This is a genomic window from Burkholderia sp. MSMB617WGS (assembly GCF_001532025.2).
Classification (GTDB): Bacteria; Pseudomonadota; Gammaproteobacteria; order Burkholderiales; family Burkholderiaceae; genus Burkholderia; species Burkholderia savannae.
The window spans coordinates 1,836,781-1,852,708 of sequence record NZ_CP013457.1; the positions used below are offsets into that span (position 1 = coordinate 1,836,781).

The window sequence follows — 15,928 nt, forward strand, 5'->3', positions numbered from 1 at the left end:
GGGCCGCGCCTGCGCGCCGGCGCGCGGCATGCAGGCGGACGAGGAGCCCGCCTGCGCGGCGGGACGATCAGTATAGCGGCGCTTGGCCCGACGTGGCGGGTCGCGTATAAAACAGCCGATTGATCAGCAGGCGCACGGCGGCCGCGAGCTCGCCCGCGGCTGTGCCCGTCGGGCCCGCCCCCGCCGCGCACAGCCGCTCGGCGGCGAGCCCGTGCAGGTAGACGCCCGCGAGCGCCGCTTCGTAGCGCGGCATCCGCTGCGCGAGGAATGCGCCGATCAGGCCGCCCAGCACGTCGCCCGTGCCGCCTGTGGCGAGCGCCGCGTTGCCGGTCGGGTTGATCGCGACGCGGCCGTCGGGCGCCGCGATCACGGTGCCGGACCCCTTCAGCGCGACGATCGCCGAAAAGCGCGCGGCGAGCGCGCGCGCGGCCGCGACGCGATCGCGCTGGACGTCGGCCGCGTCGGTCGACAGCAGGCGCGCTGCTTCGAGCGGGTGCGGCGTGAGCACGGCGGCGTCGCCCGCGCGGCCGCGCGCGGCGAGCGCGTCGGCAAGCTCGGGCGTTTTCGCGATCAGGTTCAGCGCGTCGGCGTCGATGAGCTTCGGCGCGTCGAGCCGCAGCAGCGCCGCGAGCGTGTGCGCGGCGTGCTCGCTCGCGCCGAGCCCGCAGCCGATCGCGAGCGCGGTGAGCGCGGCCGTCGGCAACGCGTCGGCCGGATGCAGCATCAGTTCCGGATACGGCGGATCGTACGGCGGCGCGCCCGCGCCGACGAAGCCGACGTGGACCTTGCCCGCGCCCGCGAAGAGCGCCGCGCGCGCGGCGAGGATCGGCGCGCCGCACATGCCCGTGTCGCCGCCGACGATCGCGATGCTGCCGTACGTGCCCTTGTGCGACGCGAACGCGCGCTCGGGCAGGCGCGCGTCGAAGAGATCGGGCGCGTTCAGCCGGATCGCGGGCGCGACGGCCTCGTCGAGATCGAGGGGCGCGACGTGAATCTCGCCCGCCAGGTCGCGCCCGTCGCCCGTGTAGAGGCCGGGCTTCGCGGCGATGAACGACAGCGTGTCGGTTGCCGCGACGGCCGGGCCCGCGCCGACGCGCATGCCGGTGTCGCTGTCGAGGCCGCTCGGCACGTCGAGCGCGAGCACGCGGCCCGTGTGCCGCGCGCGCGCCGCGATTCGCTGCGCGATCGCCGCGTACGCGCCGTCGAGCGGCCGCGCGAGGCCGATGCCGAACAGGCCGTCGACGAGCCAGCCGTAGCCGTCGAATGATTCGGGGGCCGCTTCGTCGATCGGCACGTTCGCCGCGCGCGCGCGCTCGAGCGCCCAGCGCGCGTCGTCGGGCTTCGCTTCGATCGGCATCCAGGCGTCGGCCGCGAAGCCGAGCCGGCGCAGCTCGGCCGCGGCGACGAGCGCGTCGCCGCCGTTGTTGCCGGGGCCGACCGCGAACCAGACGGGGCGAGGGTCGCTGACGAGCCGCGCGGCGAGCCATTGCGCGGCGGATTTGCCCGCGCGGTCCATCAGCGTGTGGGGCGGCAGCGTGGCGGTGGCCGCGGTCTCGACGTCGCGCAGCTCGGCGACGGTCAAGAGCGGCTCGCTCGCGTGAATCGGCGGCGCGTCGAACGGCTCGGGAGAAGGGGGCGGGGCGGAATCGGCAGAGAGGATCATGGGCGGCTCGCGATCACGCGCCGCCCCGCGCGCGGCGGCAACGGCGTCAGGTGGCAAAGCGCTCCGCGCGCAGCGCGGCGAGCGTGTCGGCGGGCACGCGGTGCGCGCCGCCGCCGACGTCATCTGCCACCACTTTAGCAGACCCGAGCGCAAGGCCCCAGCCCGCCGGGCCGTGGCCGAAATTGACGAAGACCCGCGGGTCGGCGGTCGGCCCGACGACGGGCAGGCCGTCCGGCGACAACAGCTTCGCGCCCTGCCACGCGCGCGCGGCGGAGATTTTCGCGATGCCGGGCAGCCAATCGTGCGTCGCCTGGCCGAGGAGCGCGAGCGCGGTCTCGGAGAGCGGCTCGGGCAGCGGCCGCGCGGTGTCCTTCGCGCTTTGCAGCACGGCGGCGCCGCCAATCCGCAGCCGCTGGCCGAGCCGCGTGATCGCGATCCGCTTGACCGAGTCGACGATGCTCAGATGCGGCGCGTGCTCCTCGTACGCGAGCGGCGCCGTCAGCGTGTGGATGCGCACCGGATGCAGCGGCGCGCGCACGCCGAGCGGCTCGACGAGCGAAAGGCTCTCCGTGCCCGCGGTGACGACGATCGCGTCGGCCGAGATCACGTCGACTTCCTTCGCCTTCGCCGCGCGCGGATCGGCCGGATCGGGCGCGAGCTCGACGGCCGCGCGCTTCGCGTCGGTGCGGATCGCCGCGGCCGCGCGGCCGAGCCGGAACTGCACGTCGTGCTCGTCGAGCACCTGCTTGACGAGCTTCACGAGCAGCGGGCAATTCGCGGTGCGCTCCTGCGCGAACAGCACGCCGCCCGCGAACGCGGGCTCGGCGGGCATCGACGGCTCGAGCGCCGCGCACGCGTCGGGCGTGAGCGTTTCGTAAGGCAGGCCGAGGTCGCGCATCAGGTCGAGCGCGGGTTGCGTGCGTTCCCATTCGGCCGCGTCGCGCACGACGTGCAGCACGCCGCTCTTCTGCTCGAATTCGAGGCCAAAGCGCGTCTCGACGTCGGCGATCGCGTCGCGCGAGAGCTCGACGAGCGGCTTCAGCTTCGCGTACTGCGCGGCGAACGCGGCGGGCTCGCGCAGCGCGTCGAGGCGGCTCGCGAAGCGCCGCAGCGCGCCGTTCAAGCCCGGCTTGTAGACGACGCCGCTCTTTTGCGCGCGTCGCTCGCGCATGAAGGTCGGGCCGAACCACACGTCGAGCGGCGTCGGCAGCAGCGTGCCGCCCTGGCCGTAGGTCGCGCCCTGCGCGACCGTCGCGTGGCGCTCGACGACGCACACGCGATGGCCGGCCGCGCGCAGCTGGTAGGCGGTGGCGATGCCGGCGACGCCGCCGCCGATGACGATTACATCCATGTTCGATTCGATGTCGGGCGCCGCTTCCGGCCCGATGGAGGATCTTGCGTGGCAGGCCGTGCCCGGCCCGGTGAAGCGCGCATGATAGCGCCAAATGACGCGCGCCGGCCGGCGCGATGCGCGCGCCGCGGCGTCGGGCCGGCGCGCGCGGCGCATGCGAGCGGCCGTTCGGCGGTCGACTTCCGGGTATAATTACGGCCTTCCTTACGCCCCACGTCGCCAGCTTGCGCGACTCATCGACGTCAGTCCAGCCCATGGCTCACTTCTCGTGTTTTCCCGGTGCTTCGGCGCTTTCCGATTTCCGTCAAACCCGCCTGCTCGACGCGCTCAAGCAAATCGACGGCGACATCGTCGCGATCCGCGGCCAGTATCTGCATTTCGTCAACGCGCACGAGCCGCTCGCGGCGGACGACAACGCGCGCATCGACGCGCTGATGCACTACGGCGCGCCGTTCGAGCCGGCCGCCGAGAAGGGCGCGACCGAGACCTTCGTCGTGCTGCCGCGCTTCGGCACCGTGTCGCCGTGGGCGAGCAAGGCGACCGACATCGCGCAGCACTGCGGCCTCGCGCGCGTGCGCCGGATCGAGCGCGGGATCGAGTTCACGGTGACCCTGAAGGCGGGCATCCTCGGCGTCGGCGCGAAGAAGGCGCTCGCCGCCGACGCGCGCGCGGCCGTCGCGGCCGCGCTGCACGACCGGATGACGGAAAGCGTCGTCGGCTCGCGCGACGACGCGCGGCACCTGTTCGACGAGCTGCCGGCCAAGCCGCTCGCGACGGTCGACGTGCTCGCACAGGGCCGCGGCGCGCTCGAGCGCGCGAACGTCGAACTCGGCCTCGCGCTCGCCGACGACGAGATCGACTACCTCGTCGACGCGTTCGGCAAGCTCGAGCGCAACCCGACCGACGTCGAGCTGATGATGTTCGCGCAGGCGAACAGCGAGCACTGCCGCCACAAGATCTTCAACGCGCAGTGGACGATCGACGGGCAAGAACAGGACATGTCGCTCTTCGCGATGATCCGCAACACCGAGAAGCTGAGCCCGCAAGGCACGATCGTCGCGTATTCGGACAATTCGTCGATCATGATGGGCGCGCGGGCGGAGCGCTGGTTCCCGCGCGGCGCGAACGCGGCCGGCGAGCCCGGCGAGCGCTACGGCCGCCACACCGAGCTCACGCACACGCTGATGAAGGTCGAGACGCACAACCACCCGACCGCGATCTCGCCGTTCCCGGGCGCGGCGACCGGCGCGGGCGGCGAGATTCGCGACGAGGGCGCGACGGGCCGCGGCGCGCGTCCGAAGGCGGGCCTCGCGGGCTTCACGGTGTCGAACCTCGACCTGCCGGACGCACGCCAGCCGTGGGAAAACGCACGCGACGCCGCGCAGCCCGTCGGCGAGCGCGACGCGAGCGAGCAGCATGCGCCGTACGGCCGCCCGGACCGCATCGCATCGCCGTTGCAGATCATGATCGACGGCCCGCTCGGCGGCGCCGCGTTCAACAACGAATTCGGCCGCCCGAACCTCGGCGGCTACTTCCGCGTGTACGAGCAGAACGTCGGCGGCCAGGTGCGCGGCTATCACAAGCCGATCATGATCGCGGGCGGCATCGGCAACATCGCCGATCAGCACACGCACAAGCACGACGTGCCGGCCGGCTCCCTGCTGATCCAGATCGGCGGCCCCGGCATGCGCATCGGCATGGGCGGCGGCGCGGCGAGCTCGATGGCCACGGGCGCGAACACGGCCGAGCTCGACTTCGATTCGGTGCAGCGCGGCAACCCGGAAATCGAGCGGCGCGCGCAGGAAGTGATCAACGGCTGCTGGCAGCTCGGCGATCAAAACCCGATCCTCAGCATTCATGACGTCGGCGCGGGCGGCCTGTCGAACGCGTTTCCCGAAATCGTCGACGGCGCGGGCAAGGGCGCGCGCTTCGAGCTGCGCAAGGTCGCGCTCGAGGAGTCGGGCCTGTCGCCGCGCGAGATCTGGTCGAACGAGGCGCAGGAGCGCTACGTGCTGGCGATCGCGCCGGCGGACCTGCCGCGCTTCGAGGCGATCTGCGCGCGCGAGCGCTGCCCGTTCTCGGTGGTCGGCGTCGCGACCGACGAGCGCCAGCTTCAGCTCGTCGACGACGAGGCGGCGGGCGCGGCCGAATATCCGGTCGACATGCCGATGGAAGTGCTGCTCGGCAAGCCGCCGCGCATGCACCGCGACGTGGCGCGCGTCGCCGTCGAGCGCGCGGGCGTCGACGTGACGGGCATGTCGCTTGCCGACGTCGCGCGCGACGTGCTGAAGCACCCGACCGTCGCGAGCAAGTCGTTCCTCATCACGATCGGCGACCGGACCGTCGGCGGCACGTCGGTGCGCGACCAGATGGTCGGCCCGTGGCAGGTGCCCGTCGCCGATTGCGCGATCACCGCGCTCGACTACGCGGGCTTCAGCGGCGAAGCGATGACGATGGCCGAGCGCACGCCGCTCGCCGTGATCGACGCGCCCGCGTCCGGCCGGATGGCGGTCGGCGAGGCGATCACGAACATCGCCGCCGCGCCGATCGCGTCGCTCGACAAGCTGAAGCTGTCCGCGAACTGGATGGCCGCGTGCGGCACCGAAGGCGAGGACGCGAAGCTCTTCGACACCGTGAAGGCGATCGGCATGGAGCTGTGCCCCGCGCTCGGCATCGGCATTCCGGTCGGCAAGGATTCGCTGTCGATGAAGACGAAGTGGGACGAGAGCGGCGTCGCGAAGGAAGTGGTCGCGCCGGTGTCGCTGATCATCTCGGCGTTCGCGCCCGTCGACGACGTGCGCCGCCATCTGACGCCGCAACTGCGCCGCGTCGCGGAAGTCGGCGCGAGCGCGCTGATCGCGATCGATCTCGGCCGCGGCAAGAACCGTCTCGGCGGCAGCATTCTCGCGCAGGTCTCGCAGCAGGTCGGCGACGCGACGCCCGACGTCGACGATCCGCAAGACCTGAAGCGCTTCTTCGCGGCGATCCAGGCGCTGAACGCGCAGGGCCTGCTGCTCGCGTACCACGACCGCTCGGACGGCGGCCTGTGGGCGACCGTCTGCGAAATGGCGTTCGCGGGGCACGCGGGCGTGTCGCTGAACGTCGACATGCTGACGCTCGATGCGCAGCACGAATCCGACTACGGCGACGCGAAGGACTGGGCGAAGCAGACGAGCGGCCGCCGCGAGGACCGCACGATTCGCGCGCTCTTCTCCGAAGAGCTCGGCGCGGTCGTCCAGGTGCGCGCGGCGGACCGCGACGCGGTGCTCGGCGCGCTGCGCGAGCACGGCCTGTCCGCGTGCTCGCACGTGATCGGCGCGGTCAACGAGACCGACGCGATCGAGGTGTACCGCGACGCGAAGAAGATCTACGAAGCGCCGCGCGTCGAGCTGCAGCGCGCGTGGGCCGAAGTGAGCTGGCGGATCGCGCGGCTGCGCGACAATCCGGCCGGCGCGGACGCCGAATACGACGCGATCCTCGACGCCGAAGATCCGGGCCTCGCGCCCGTGCTGACGTTCGATCCGGCGGAGGATGTCGCCGCGCCGTTCATCGCGACGGGCGCGCGTCCGCGCGTCGCGATCCTGCGCGAGCAGGGCGTGAACTCGCATCTCGAAACCGCGTACGCGTTCGATCGCGCGGGTTTCGACGCGCACGACGTTCACATGAGCGATCTGCTCGCGGGCCGCGCGACGCTCGCCGATTTCGCGGGCGCGGTCGCCTGCGGCGGCTTCTCGTACGGCGACGTGCTGGGCGCGGGCGAGGGCTGGGCGAAGACGATCCGCTTCAACGACAAGCTCGCCGACATGTTCGCCGCGTTCTTCGCGCGTCCCGACACGTTTGCGCTCGGCATCTGCAACGGCTGCCAGATGATGTCGAGCCTCGCGTCGATGATCCCGGGCGCACAGGCTTGGCCGAAGTTCACGCGCAACAAGTCCGAGCAGTTCGAGGCGCGCTTCTCGTTCGTCGAAGTGCAAAGCTCGCCGTCGATCTTCTTCGCCGGCATGGAGGGCTCGCGGATTCCGGTTGCGGTCGCGCACGGCGAAGGCTTCGCTGATTTCTCGCAGCAGGGCGATCAAAGCCGCGTCGCGATTGCGATGCGCTACGTCGATCATCGCGGCAACGCGACCGAGCGCTATCCGTTCAACCCGAACGGCTCGCCTGCCGGCATCACGTCGGTGACGACGGCGGACGGCCGCTTCACGGTGCTGATGCCGCACATGGAGCGCGTCCATCGCACGGTGACGATGAGCTGGCATCCGGAAGGCTGGGGCGAAGCGAGCCCGTGGCTGCGCGTGTTCCGCAACGCGCGCCGCTGGCTCGGCTGACGCGATGACGATCGGCCCGCAGCCGGCCGGCGCCGCCACGCCGTCACGCCGCGCGACGAGCGCGCGGCCGACGTCGAGGCGATCGCCGGCGTGATCGCCGCCGCATTCGCGGGCGAGCCACACGGCGGACAGTTCGAGCGGCGCATCGTCGATGCGCTGCGCGCGGACGGGTGCCTGAGCGTATCGCTCGTCGCGCAGCGCGAGCGTCGCATCGTCGGCCACGTCGCGTTTTCGCCGGTGACGATCGGCGCGAAGAGCGTTGGCTGGTACGGGCTCGCGCCGCTTGCGGTGCTGCCCGGCTGCCAGCGGCAGGGCATCGGCGCGAAACTGGTGCGCACCGGCCTCGATGCGCTGCGGCGCATCGGCGCGCGCGGGTGCGTCGTGCTGGGCGATCCCGCCTATTACGCGCGCTTCGGCTTCGGGCCGGCGGGCGACATCGCGTTTCCGCACGCGCCGCCCGAATACCTGACGGCGTTGTCGTTCGACGACGCCATGCCGCGCCCGGCGGGCGAAGTCCGGTATCACGCGTCGTTCTACGCGTAACGGCACGCGAGCGCGCGGGCGCGCCGCACATGCCGCTCGTCGGCCCGGCAATCCGGCAATCCGGCGCTCGCGCGCGGACAAAAAGAAAGCCGCTCCGAGGAGCGGCTTTCTTGTATCCGGCGCGATGCGGCGTTACTGGATCTTCGCCTGCTGACGCAGGCCTTCCTCGAACGCCTGCAGCTTCTGCTGGACCATCTGCTGCGCGATCTGCTGCTTGACCTGCTCGAACGGCGGCGGCGTGATGCTGCGGATGTCGTCGACGCGGATGATGTGCCAGCCGAACTGCGTCTTCACCGGCGTATCCGTCATCTGGCCTTTCTGCAACTGCTGCGCGGCCGCCGCGAATTCCGGCACGTACGCCTTCGGATCGGACCAGTCGAGATCGCCGCCGTTCTTCGCCGAGCCCGGGTCCTTCGAGTATTGCTTCGCGAGATCCTCGAACTTCGCGCCGCCCTTGATCTTCGCGATCAGGTCCTTCGCCTGTTGCTCGTTTTCGACGAGAATGTGGTGCAGGTGATATTCGCGGCCGGCCGCGTTTTTCACGAGCTCGTCGTAGCGTGCCTTCAGTTCGGCGTCGCTCGGCTGGTTCTTCTTCAGGAAATCTTCGATCAGCGCGCGCAGCACGGCGGTCTGCTGCGCGACGACGATCTGCGCCTTCACGTCAGGACGATTCGGAATGCCGCGCTTGATCGCCTCCTGCATCAGGATCTCGCGATTGACGAGCTCCTGGCGCACCGCCTGCTCCAACTGCGGCGTGTCCTGCTGACCTTGCTGGACGAGCTGCGCGATCATCGCGTCGGCGCGCGACTTCGGAATCGGCGTGCCGTTCACGACGGCGATGTTCTGGGCGAAAGCCGGAGCGGCCGCGAGAGCGGCTGCCGCGGCCCACAGGCGGGGAAATTTCAGGATCATCGGGAAGTTCCTAATGAGGCGGACTTATTGAGAACGGGAAGGCGCTGGATATTCTTCTGGCGTGTACGCAACGATCGCAAGCGCGTGGATGCCGCGTTGCATCGCATCGGCGAGCGCATCATACACCAGCCGGTGCCGCGCGACGCGGCTCTTGCCGGCGAACGCGGCCGACACGATCGTGACCGTGTAGTGGCCGCCCGAGGCGGCGCCCGCGTGGCCCGCGTGCTGCGCGCTGTCGTCGCGCACGTCGATCGATTCGGGCGCGAGCGCGGCGGATAGACGCGCCTCGATGAGCGCGATGCGCTCGGCAGGTGTCGCGTAGAGGAAGGTCTCGCTCATCGTCATTCGTCCTTCAGGTATTTCGCGAGCCAGAGGCTTTGCAGGATCACGAAGACGACGATCGCGCCCGTCGTGCCGAACAGCTTGAAGTTGACCCACTGTGATTCGGTGAAATTGCGCACGACGTACAGGTTCGTCACGCCGAGCGCCGCGAAGAACGCGGCCCAGGCGAGGTTCAGCTTGTCCCAGACCGGTTCGGGCAGCGTCAGCTGCTTGCCCATCATCTTCTCGATCAGGTTCTTGCCGAACACATAGCGCGCGGCGCAGAGGCCGGCGGCGAAGAGCCAGTAGAGGACGGTCGGCTTCCACTGGATGAACTTCTCGTCATGCAGCACGAGCGTCGCGCCGCCGAACACGACGATCACGCCGAGGCTCACCCACAGCATCGTGTCGACTTTCCGGTGGCGGAACGCGACCCAGGCTACCTGCGCGAGGGTCGCGGCGATCGCGACGGCCGTCGCGGTGAAAATGCCCCACAGCTTGAAGGCGGCGAAGAACAGAATGATCGGGAACAGATCGAACAGAAATTTCATGGTGCTCGCGGCTGCGTGGCGGGCATGGGGCCCGCCACCGTTGTAGGGACGCCCGTCGCGGCGTGCGCGCAGGCCGGCTCGTCGGCCTGCGCGGGCTCATGTCCGCTCGGGTTTAGCCTCGAAGTTTAACGCAGCCGAGTTGATGCAGTACCGCAATCCGGTTTTGTCGCGCGGGCCGTCCTCGAACACGTGGCCGAGATGCGCGCCGCACTGGTTGCAGCGCACTTCGACGCGCGTCATTCCGTGCGTGTAGTCCATTTTCTCGTCGATCACCTCGCCGTCGATCGGCTTGAAGTAGCTCGGCCAGCCGCAGCCCGAATGATATTTCGCGCCCGATTCGAAGAGCGCGGTGCCGCAGACGACGCAGTGGTAGATCCCCGCGTCCTCGGTATCCGTGTATTCGCCCGTGTGCGGCCGCTCGGTCGCCGCATGTTGCGTGACTTCGTATTGCAGCGGCGTGAGGCGGCGGCGTAGCTCGGCGTCATCCTTTTGATACGGATAACGCTTGTCGTCTCGATCTCCTGACATCTTCGATTCTCCTGATGGATTCATGCGCGACGTCCGCGGCGGCCGTGCGGCGTCGCACGGCACGCGGCGTCACGGCTTGGCGGCGTCACGACGAGCAGCTCACTTCGAGCGCGCTCGCCCAGTCGGGCGGCAGCGCCGCGTACGCGTCGTGCTCCGGCTGCTCGTCGAATGGGCGGCGCAGCACGGCCGCAAGGCGCTCGACTTCTGAAAAATCCTTCTCCTTCGCGCGGCGTATCGCCGTTTCCGCGAGATGGTTGCGCAGCACGTATTTCGGATTCGCGAGATTCATCGCGGCCGCGCGATGCGCGTCGTCGCGCGCTTCGTCCGACAGGCGCGCGCGGTAGAGGTTCGCCCAGCGGTCGAACGCGTCGCGATCGATGAAGAGATCGCGCACGGGCGCGTCGCCGCTCGCGTCGTGCTTCGACACGCGCGCGAGGCGGCGGAACGTCAGCGTGAAATCGGCATGGCTCGCATCCATGATCTCGAGCAACTGGTTCGCGAGCGCCGCGTCGCCTTCTTGCTCGCGCTCGAGGCCGAGCTTCGCGCGCATCGCGCGCTCGAGCGCGGGGCCGAACTGGTCGGGAAAGCGGCCGAGCACCGCGTGCGCGTCCTCGACCGCACGCTCGGCGCGCGCGTCTTCGTTCGGCGCGTCGCGCTCGAGGCCGAAGAGCGGCAAGAGCGCCTGCGCGAGGCAGAAGCAGTTCCAGTGCGCGATGCGCGGCTGCATCCGGTACGCGTAGCGGCCGTGCGTGTCCGAGTGGTTGCAGACGTGCTTCGCGTCGAACGCGTCGATGAAGCCGAACGGACCGTAGTCGATCGTCACGCCGAGGATCGACATGTTGTCGGTGTTCATCACACCGTGGCAGAAGCCGACCGCCTGCCATTGCGCGACGAGCTCGGCGGTGCGCCGCGTCGCTTCGGCGAGCAGCGCGAGATACGGATCGTCGGCGTCGCGGCACGACGGATAGAAGCGCTCGATCACGTGATCGGCGAGCGCGCGCAGCAGGTCGGGCCGGTCGTTCGCGAAGAAGTGCTCGAAATGGCCGAAGCGCACGAAGCTCTCCGCGACGCGCGTGACGACCGCCGACGTTTCGATTTCCTCGCGGATCACCGGCTGGTCCGAGCCGATCACGGCGAGCGCGCGCGTCGTCGGAATGCCGAGATGGTGCATCGCCTCCGAGCACAGGAATTCGCGAATCGACGAGCGCAGCACCGCGCGGCCGTCGCCCATGCGCGAATACGGCGTGCGGCCCGAGCCCTTCAGTTGCAGCTCGTAGCGGCGGCCGTCGTGCTCGAGCTCGCCGATCGTGAGCGCGCGCCCGTCGCCGAGCTGGCCCGCCCACACGCCGAACTGGTGGCCCGAGTAGACCGATGCGTACGGCAGCGACGCCTGCGCCCAGTCGCGCGTCGGGTTGCCGCAGAACAGCTCGGCGAAGCCGGGCGCGTCGCGCAGCGCGGGATCGAGGCCGAGCGTGCGCGCCGCGTCGTCGGAGAAGCCGACGACGTACGGCGCGGGCAGCGGCGCGGCGGGCAGCCGGGTCAGGAAGGCGCCGCCGAGCTGTGCGAACGCGTCGCGGCGCGGCGCGGCGAGCGTCGCGGCGAGATCGGGGAGAGGGGCGGCCGGTGCGGCTTCGCTTGTGGAAAACGACATATTGCTGATCTGTAAGTTAGCCGATATTGTAAGTCCGCGCCGCGCGGGGCGCTCGGAGCCGCCCGCACGCCGTCGAGCCGTTCGCAGCAGACCGTATCGGAAAAATAATTCAGGGAGAAGGAAAACGATGGGTAAGCCGTTGCTGGGCCAGATGATGGATATGCCGCTTCTCGTGTCGTCGCTGATCGCGCATGCGGCGCGGCATGCGGGCGACGTCGAGATCGTGTCGCGACGCGTCGAGGGCGACATTCACCGCTATACCTATCGCGATTGCGAAGCGCGTTCCAAACGGCTCGCGCAGGCGCTGATCCGCCTGGGCGCTGGTGCGGGCGACCGGATTGGAACGCTCGCGTGGAACGGCTACCGGCACGTCGAGGCGTATTACGGGATCAGCGGGATGGGCGCCGTCTGCCACACGATCAATCCGCGCCTCTTTCCCGAGCAGATCGCGTACATCGTCAATCACGCCGACGACCAGTACGTGCTGTTCGACCTGACCTTCGCGCCGCTCGTCGACCAGCTCGCGCCGCAATGCCCGAACGTGAAGGGCTGGATCGCGATGACGGACGACGCGCACCTGCCGAAGGGCGCGACGCCGTATCTCTGCTACGAAACGCTCGTCGGCGCGCAGAACGGCGATTACGCGTGGCCGCTCCTCGACGAGCGGCAGGCGTCGTCGCTCTGCTACACGTCCGGCACGACGGGCCACCCGAAGGGCGCGCTCTATTCGCATCGCTCGACGGTGCTGCATGCGTACGGCGCGGCGCTGCCCGACGCGATGGGGCTGTCGTCGCTCGACGCGGCGCTGCCCGTCGTGCCGATGTTCCACGTCAACGCGTGGGGGCTGCCGTACACGGCGGCGCTCACGGGCGCGAAGCTCGTGCTGCCGGGCAAGGATCTCGACGGCAAGTCGCTGTACGAGCTGATGGAGGCCGAGCGCGTGACGTTCTCGGCGGGCGTGCCGACGGTGTGGCTCGGCCTGCTCGCGTACATGCGCGAGGCGGGCGTGCGCTTCTCCACGCTCGAGCGCACGGTGATCGGCGGCTCCGCGTGCCCGCCGTCGATGCTGAAGGCGTTCGAGGACGACTACGACGTGCGGGTGATCCACGCGTGGGGGATGACCGAGCTGTCGCCGCTCGGCACGCTGTCCAAGCTCAACTGGGCGCAGTCGCAGCGCGGCGCCGACGAGCAGCGGCGGCTGCTCGAGAAACAGGGCCGGGTGATCTACGGGATCGACATGCGGATCGTCGGCGAGGACGGCCGCGAGCTGCCGTGGGACGGCGTCGCGTTCGGCGATCTTCAGGTGCGCGGGCCGTGGGTGATCGACCGCTATTTCGGGGGCGACGCGTCGCCGCTCGTCGACGGCTGGTTTCCGACGGGCGACGTCGCGACGATCGACGCCGACGGCTTCCTGCAGATCACCGACCGCAGCAAGGACGTGATCAAGTCGGGCGGCGAGTGGATCAGCTCGATCGACGTCGAGAACGTCGCGGTCGCGCATCCGGCCGTCGCCGAGGCCGCGTGCATCGCATGCGCGCATCCGAAGTGGACCGAGCGGCCGCTTCTCGTCGTCGTCAGGCGCGCCGGGATGGACGTGACGCGCGAGGAGCTGCTCGCGTTCTACGTCGGCAAGGTCGCGAAATGGTGGATTCCGGACGACGTCGCGTTCGTCGACGCGCTGCCGCACACGGCGACGGGCAAGCTGCAAAAGCTCAAGCTGCGCGAGCAGTTCCGGCACCACGTGCTGCCGACGGCCGTCGACGCGTAAGCGCGCCGGACGACCCGCACGCCGGCCCGCGCCGGCCGGTCGGGGTGCGGGCCATCACTAAATTGAACGACCGTTCTTTTTTGAGGTATCCTGCCTCTGTTTCTCGACACTCAGAAAATGGCGCATCGACCGCGCGGCCTTCCGGCCGTTGGCGGACAATGACCGCATCACAGCTGGCGCCGCCGCACCGGCCGCGCATACGCATGGAGGCAGGCAGATGGCAGTGGACTACACGACTCGCGACGGCGTCGCCGTCATCACGCTCAACAATCCGCCCGTCAACGGCCTCGGCCTGTCGACGCGGCTCGGCGTCATGGCAGGGCTCGAGCGCGCGCAGCGCGACCCGTCCGTTGCGGCGATCGTGCTCACGGGCGCGGGCCGCGCGTTTTCGGGCGGCGCGGACATCACCGAATTCAACACGCCGAAGGCGCTGCAGGAGCCGACGCTGCACACCGTGATCGACGCCGTCGAGGCGAGCGGCAAGCCCGTCGTCGTCGCGATTCACAGCGTCGCGATGGGCGGCGGCCTCGAGCTCGCGCTCGGCGCGCATTACCGCGTCGCGTCGCCCGGCGCGCAGATCGCGCTGCCCGAAGTGAAGCTCGGCATCCTGCCGGGCGCGGGCGGCACGCAGCGCCTGCCGCGCGCGGTCGGTCTCGAGACCGCGCTGAACATGATCGTCTCCGGCGCGCCCGTGCCGTCCGAGCAGCTCGCGAAGAGCGGCCTGTTCGACGCGCTCGTCGAAGGCGATCTGCTCGACGCGGCCGTCGCGTTCGCGCGCAAGGCGGGTGCCGCAGGCGGCCCGCACCCGCGCGTGCGCGACCGCGAGATCGTTCACGAAAACGCGGCGGGCTTCATCCAGTTCGCGCGCAACAGCGTGAAGGCGGTGGCGCAGCATTATCCGGCGCCGCACAAGTGCGTCGACGCGATCGAGGCGGGCGTGCTGCAAGGCTTCGACAAGGGGCTCGCGTTCGAGCGCGATTGCTTCATTGCGCTCGTGCAGACGCCCGAGAGCCGCGCGCTGCGCCATGCGTTCTTCGGCGAGCGCGCGGCGAGCAAGATTCCCGACGTGCCGGCCGACACGCCCGTGCGCGAGATCAAATCGGTCGCGGTGATCGGCGCGGGCACGATGGGCGGCGGGATCACGATGAACTTCCTGAACGCGGGCCTGCCCGTCACGCTGCTCGAGACGAAGCAGGAAGCGCTCGATCGCGGGCTGGCCACGATCCGCAAGAACTACGACGCGCAGGTGAAGAAGGGCAAGCTCACGCAGGAAAAGCTCGACGCGCGGATGGCGCTCGTCAGGCCGACCCTGTCGTACGACGATCTGAAGGACGCCGATCTCGTGATCGAGGCGGTGTTCGAGGAGCTCGGCGTGAAGGAGCAGGTGTTCGCGCGGCTCGACGCAGTCGCGAAGCCGGGCGCGATCCTCGCATCGAACACGTCGACGCTCGACGTGAACAAGATCGCCGCGTTCACGAAGCGCCCGCAGGACGTCGTCGGCATGCACTTCTTCAGCCCGGCGAACGTGATGAAGCTGCTCGAAGTCGTGCGCGGCGAGAAGACCGCGAAGGACGTGCTCGCGACCGTGATGCAGCTCGCGAAGAAGATCCGCAAGACGGCGGTCGTGTCCGGCGTGTGCGACGGCTTCATCGGCAACCGGATGATCGAGCAGTACATCCGCCAGGCGCTCTTCATGCTCGAGGAAGGCGCGCTGCCCGCGCAAGTCGATCGCGCGATCGAGAAGTTCGGTTTCGCGATGGGGCCGTTCCGGATGAGCGACCTGGCCGGCAACGACATCGGCTGGGCGATTCGCAAGCGCCGCTACGCCGAGCAGCCGGATCTGCACTACTCGAAGATCGCCGATCGCCTCTGCGAGCAGGGCCGCTTCGGCCAGAAGACGGGCGCGGGCTGGTACGACTACGTGCCGGGCGAGCGCAACGCGAAGCCGTCGAAGCTCGTCGACGAGATGGTCGTCGCGTATTCGAAGGAGCGCGGCGTCGAGCGGCGCAAGATCGGCGACGACGAGATCGTCGAGCGGCTCGTCTACGCGCTCGTCAACGAAGGCGCGAAGATTCTCGAGGAGAAGATCGCGTCGAAGGCGTCCGACATCGACATGGTCTACCTGACGGGCTACGGCTTCCCGCTCTGGCGCGGCGGCCCGATGCTGTACGCGGACACGGTCGGCCTCTACAACGTCGAGCGCGCGATGCGCGGCTACGCGCAGCGCGCGAACGGCGACGCGTGGCAGATCGCGCCGTCGATCGCCGAGCTCGCCGCGAGCGGACGCGGTTTCAACGCGTGACGCGCGGCGGCGT

10 protein-coding genes and 1 pseudogene are annotated in these 15,928 nt (G+C 69.9%); 4 read left to right on the top strand and 7 right to left on the bottom strand.

All coding sequences use genetic code 11. The features are described from left to right. Window positions 1–67 precede the first annotated feature (67 nt). Together WT60_RS09235 and WT60_RS09240 are read right to left on the bottom strand one after the other, a co-directional pair. On the bottom strand, window positions 68–1,663 hold the full coding sequence (locus tag WT60_RS09235) for an NAD(P)H-hydrate dehydratase (RefSeq protein WP_060355866.1): 1,596 nt from the start codon (window positions 1,661–1,663) through the stop codon (window positions 68–70). Between the two features lie 46 nt (window positions 1,664–1,709). After that, window positions 1,710–3,014, bottom strand: a complete 1,305-nt coding sequence (locus WT60_RS09240) for an FAD-dependent oxidoreductase (RefSeq protein ID WP_060355876.1) — start codon at window positions 3,012–3,014, stop codon at window positions 1,710–1,712. A 254-nt stretch (window positions 3,015–3,268) separates the two neighbouring features. Here WT60_RS09240 and purL point away from each other — a divergent pair, with 254 nt between their 5' ends. Next, window positions 3,269–7,339, top strand: a complete 4,071-nt coding sequence (gene purL / locus WT60_RS09250; protein WP_038744628.1) for a phosphoribosylformylglycinamidine synthase — start codon at window positions 3,269–3,271, stop codon at window positions 7,337–7,339. Between the two features lie 39 nt (window positions 7,340–7,378). Next, window positions 7,379–7,882 (top strand): annotated as a pseudogene (locus WT60_RS09255) (N-acetyltransferase); the annotation flags it as partial. Between the two features lie 132 nt (window positions 7,883–8,014). On the opposite strand, the gene WT60_RS09260 reads toward WT60_RS09255, so the two are convergent. The 5 genes from WT60_RS09260 to WT60_RS09280 all read right to left on the bottom strand — a co-directional run bounded on the left by WT60_RS09260 (window position 8,015) and on the right by WT60_RS09280 (window position 11,845). Further along, window positions 8,015–8,794, bottom strand: coding sequence for a peptidylprolyl isomerase (locus WT60_RS09260; protein WP_038744626.1), 780 nt, complete (start codon window positions 8,792–8,794; stop codon window positions 8,015–8,017). A gap of 24 nt (window positions 8,795–8,818) precedes the next feature. Beyond that, a complete protein-coding gene (locus tag WT60_RS09265; RefSeq protein WP_081989352.1) occupies window positions 8,819–9,139 on the bottom strand; it encodes a BolA family protein in 321 nt (106 codons plus the stop codon). After that, window positions 9,136–9,666 carry a septation protein A gene (locus tag WT60_RS09270; protein ID WP_038744625.1) on the bottom strand — a complete coding sequence of 177 codons (531 nt, stop codon included), beginning with the start codon at window positions 9,664–9,666 and terminating at the stop codon, window positions 9,136–9,138. The genes WT60_RS09265 and WT60_RS09270 overlap by 4 nt, the downstream gene beginning before the upstream one ends. Before the next feature lie 96 nt (window positions 9,667–9,762). Beyond that, window positions 9,763–10,194: a peptide-methionine (R)-S-oxide reductase MsrB gene (gene msrB / locus WT60_RS09275; protein ID WP_038744624.1), complete on the bottom strand. Its 432-nt coding sequence runs from the start codon at window positions 10,192–10,194 to the stop codon at window positions 9,763–9,765. 85 nt (window positions 10,195–10,279) lie between these two features. Beyond that, window positions 10,280–11,845, bottom strand: coding sequence for a protein adenylyltransferase SelO (locus tag WT60_RS09280; RefSeq protein ID WP_038744622.1), 1,566 nt, complete (start codon window positions 11,843–11,845; stop codon window positions 10,280–10,282). 127 nt (window positions 11,846–11,972) lie between these two features. Between WT60_RS09280 and WT60_RS09285 the strand changes: the two genes are divergently transcribed. Next, entirely contained in the window at window positions 11,973–13,613 is a 1,641-nt protein-coding gene (locus WT60_RS09285) for a 3-(methylthio)propionyl-CoA ligase (RefSeq protein WP_038744621.1), read from the top strand. Between the two features lie 217 nt (window positions 13,614–13,830). Further along, a complete protein-coding gene (locus WT60_RS09290) occupies window positions 13,831–15,915 on the top strand; it encodes a 3-hydroxyacyl-CoA dehydrogenase NAD-binding domain-containing protein (RefSeq protein WP_060355865.1) in 2,085 nt (694 codons plus the stop codon). The last annotated feature ends 13 nt before the right edge of the window (window positions 15,916–15,928 follow it).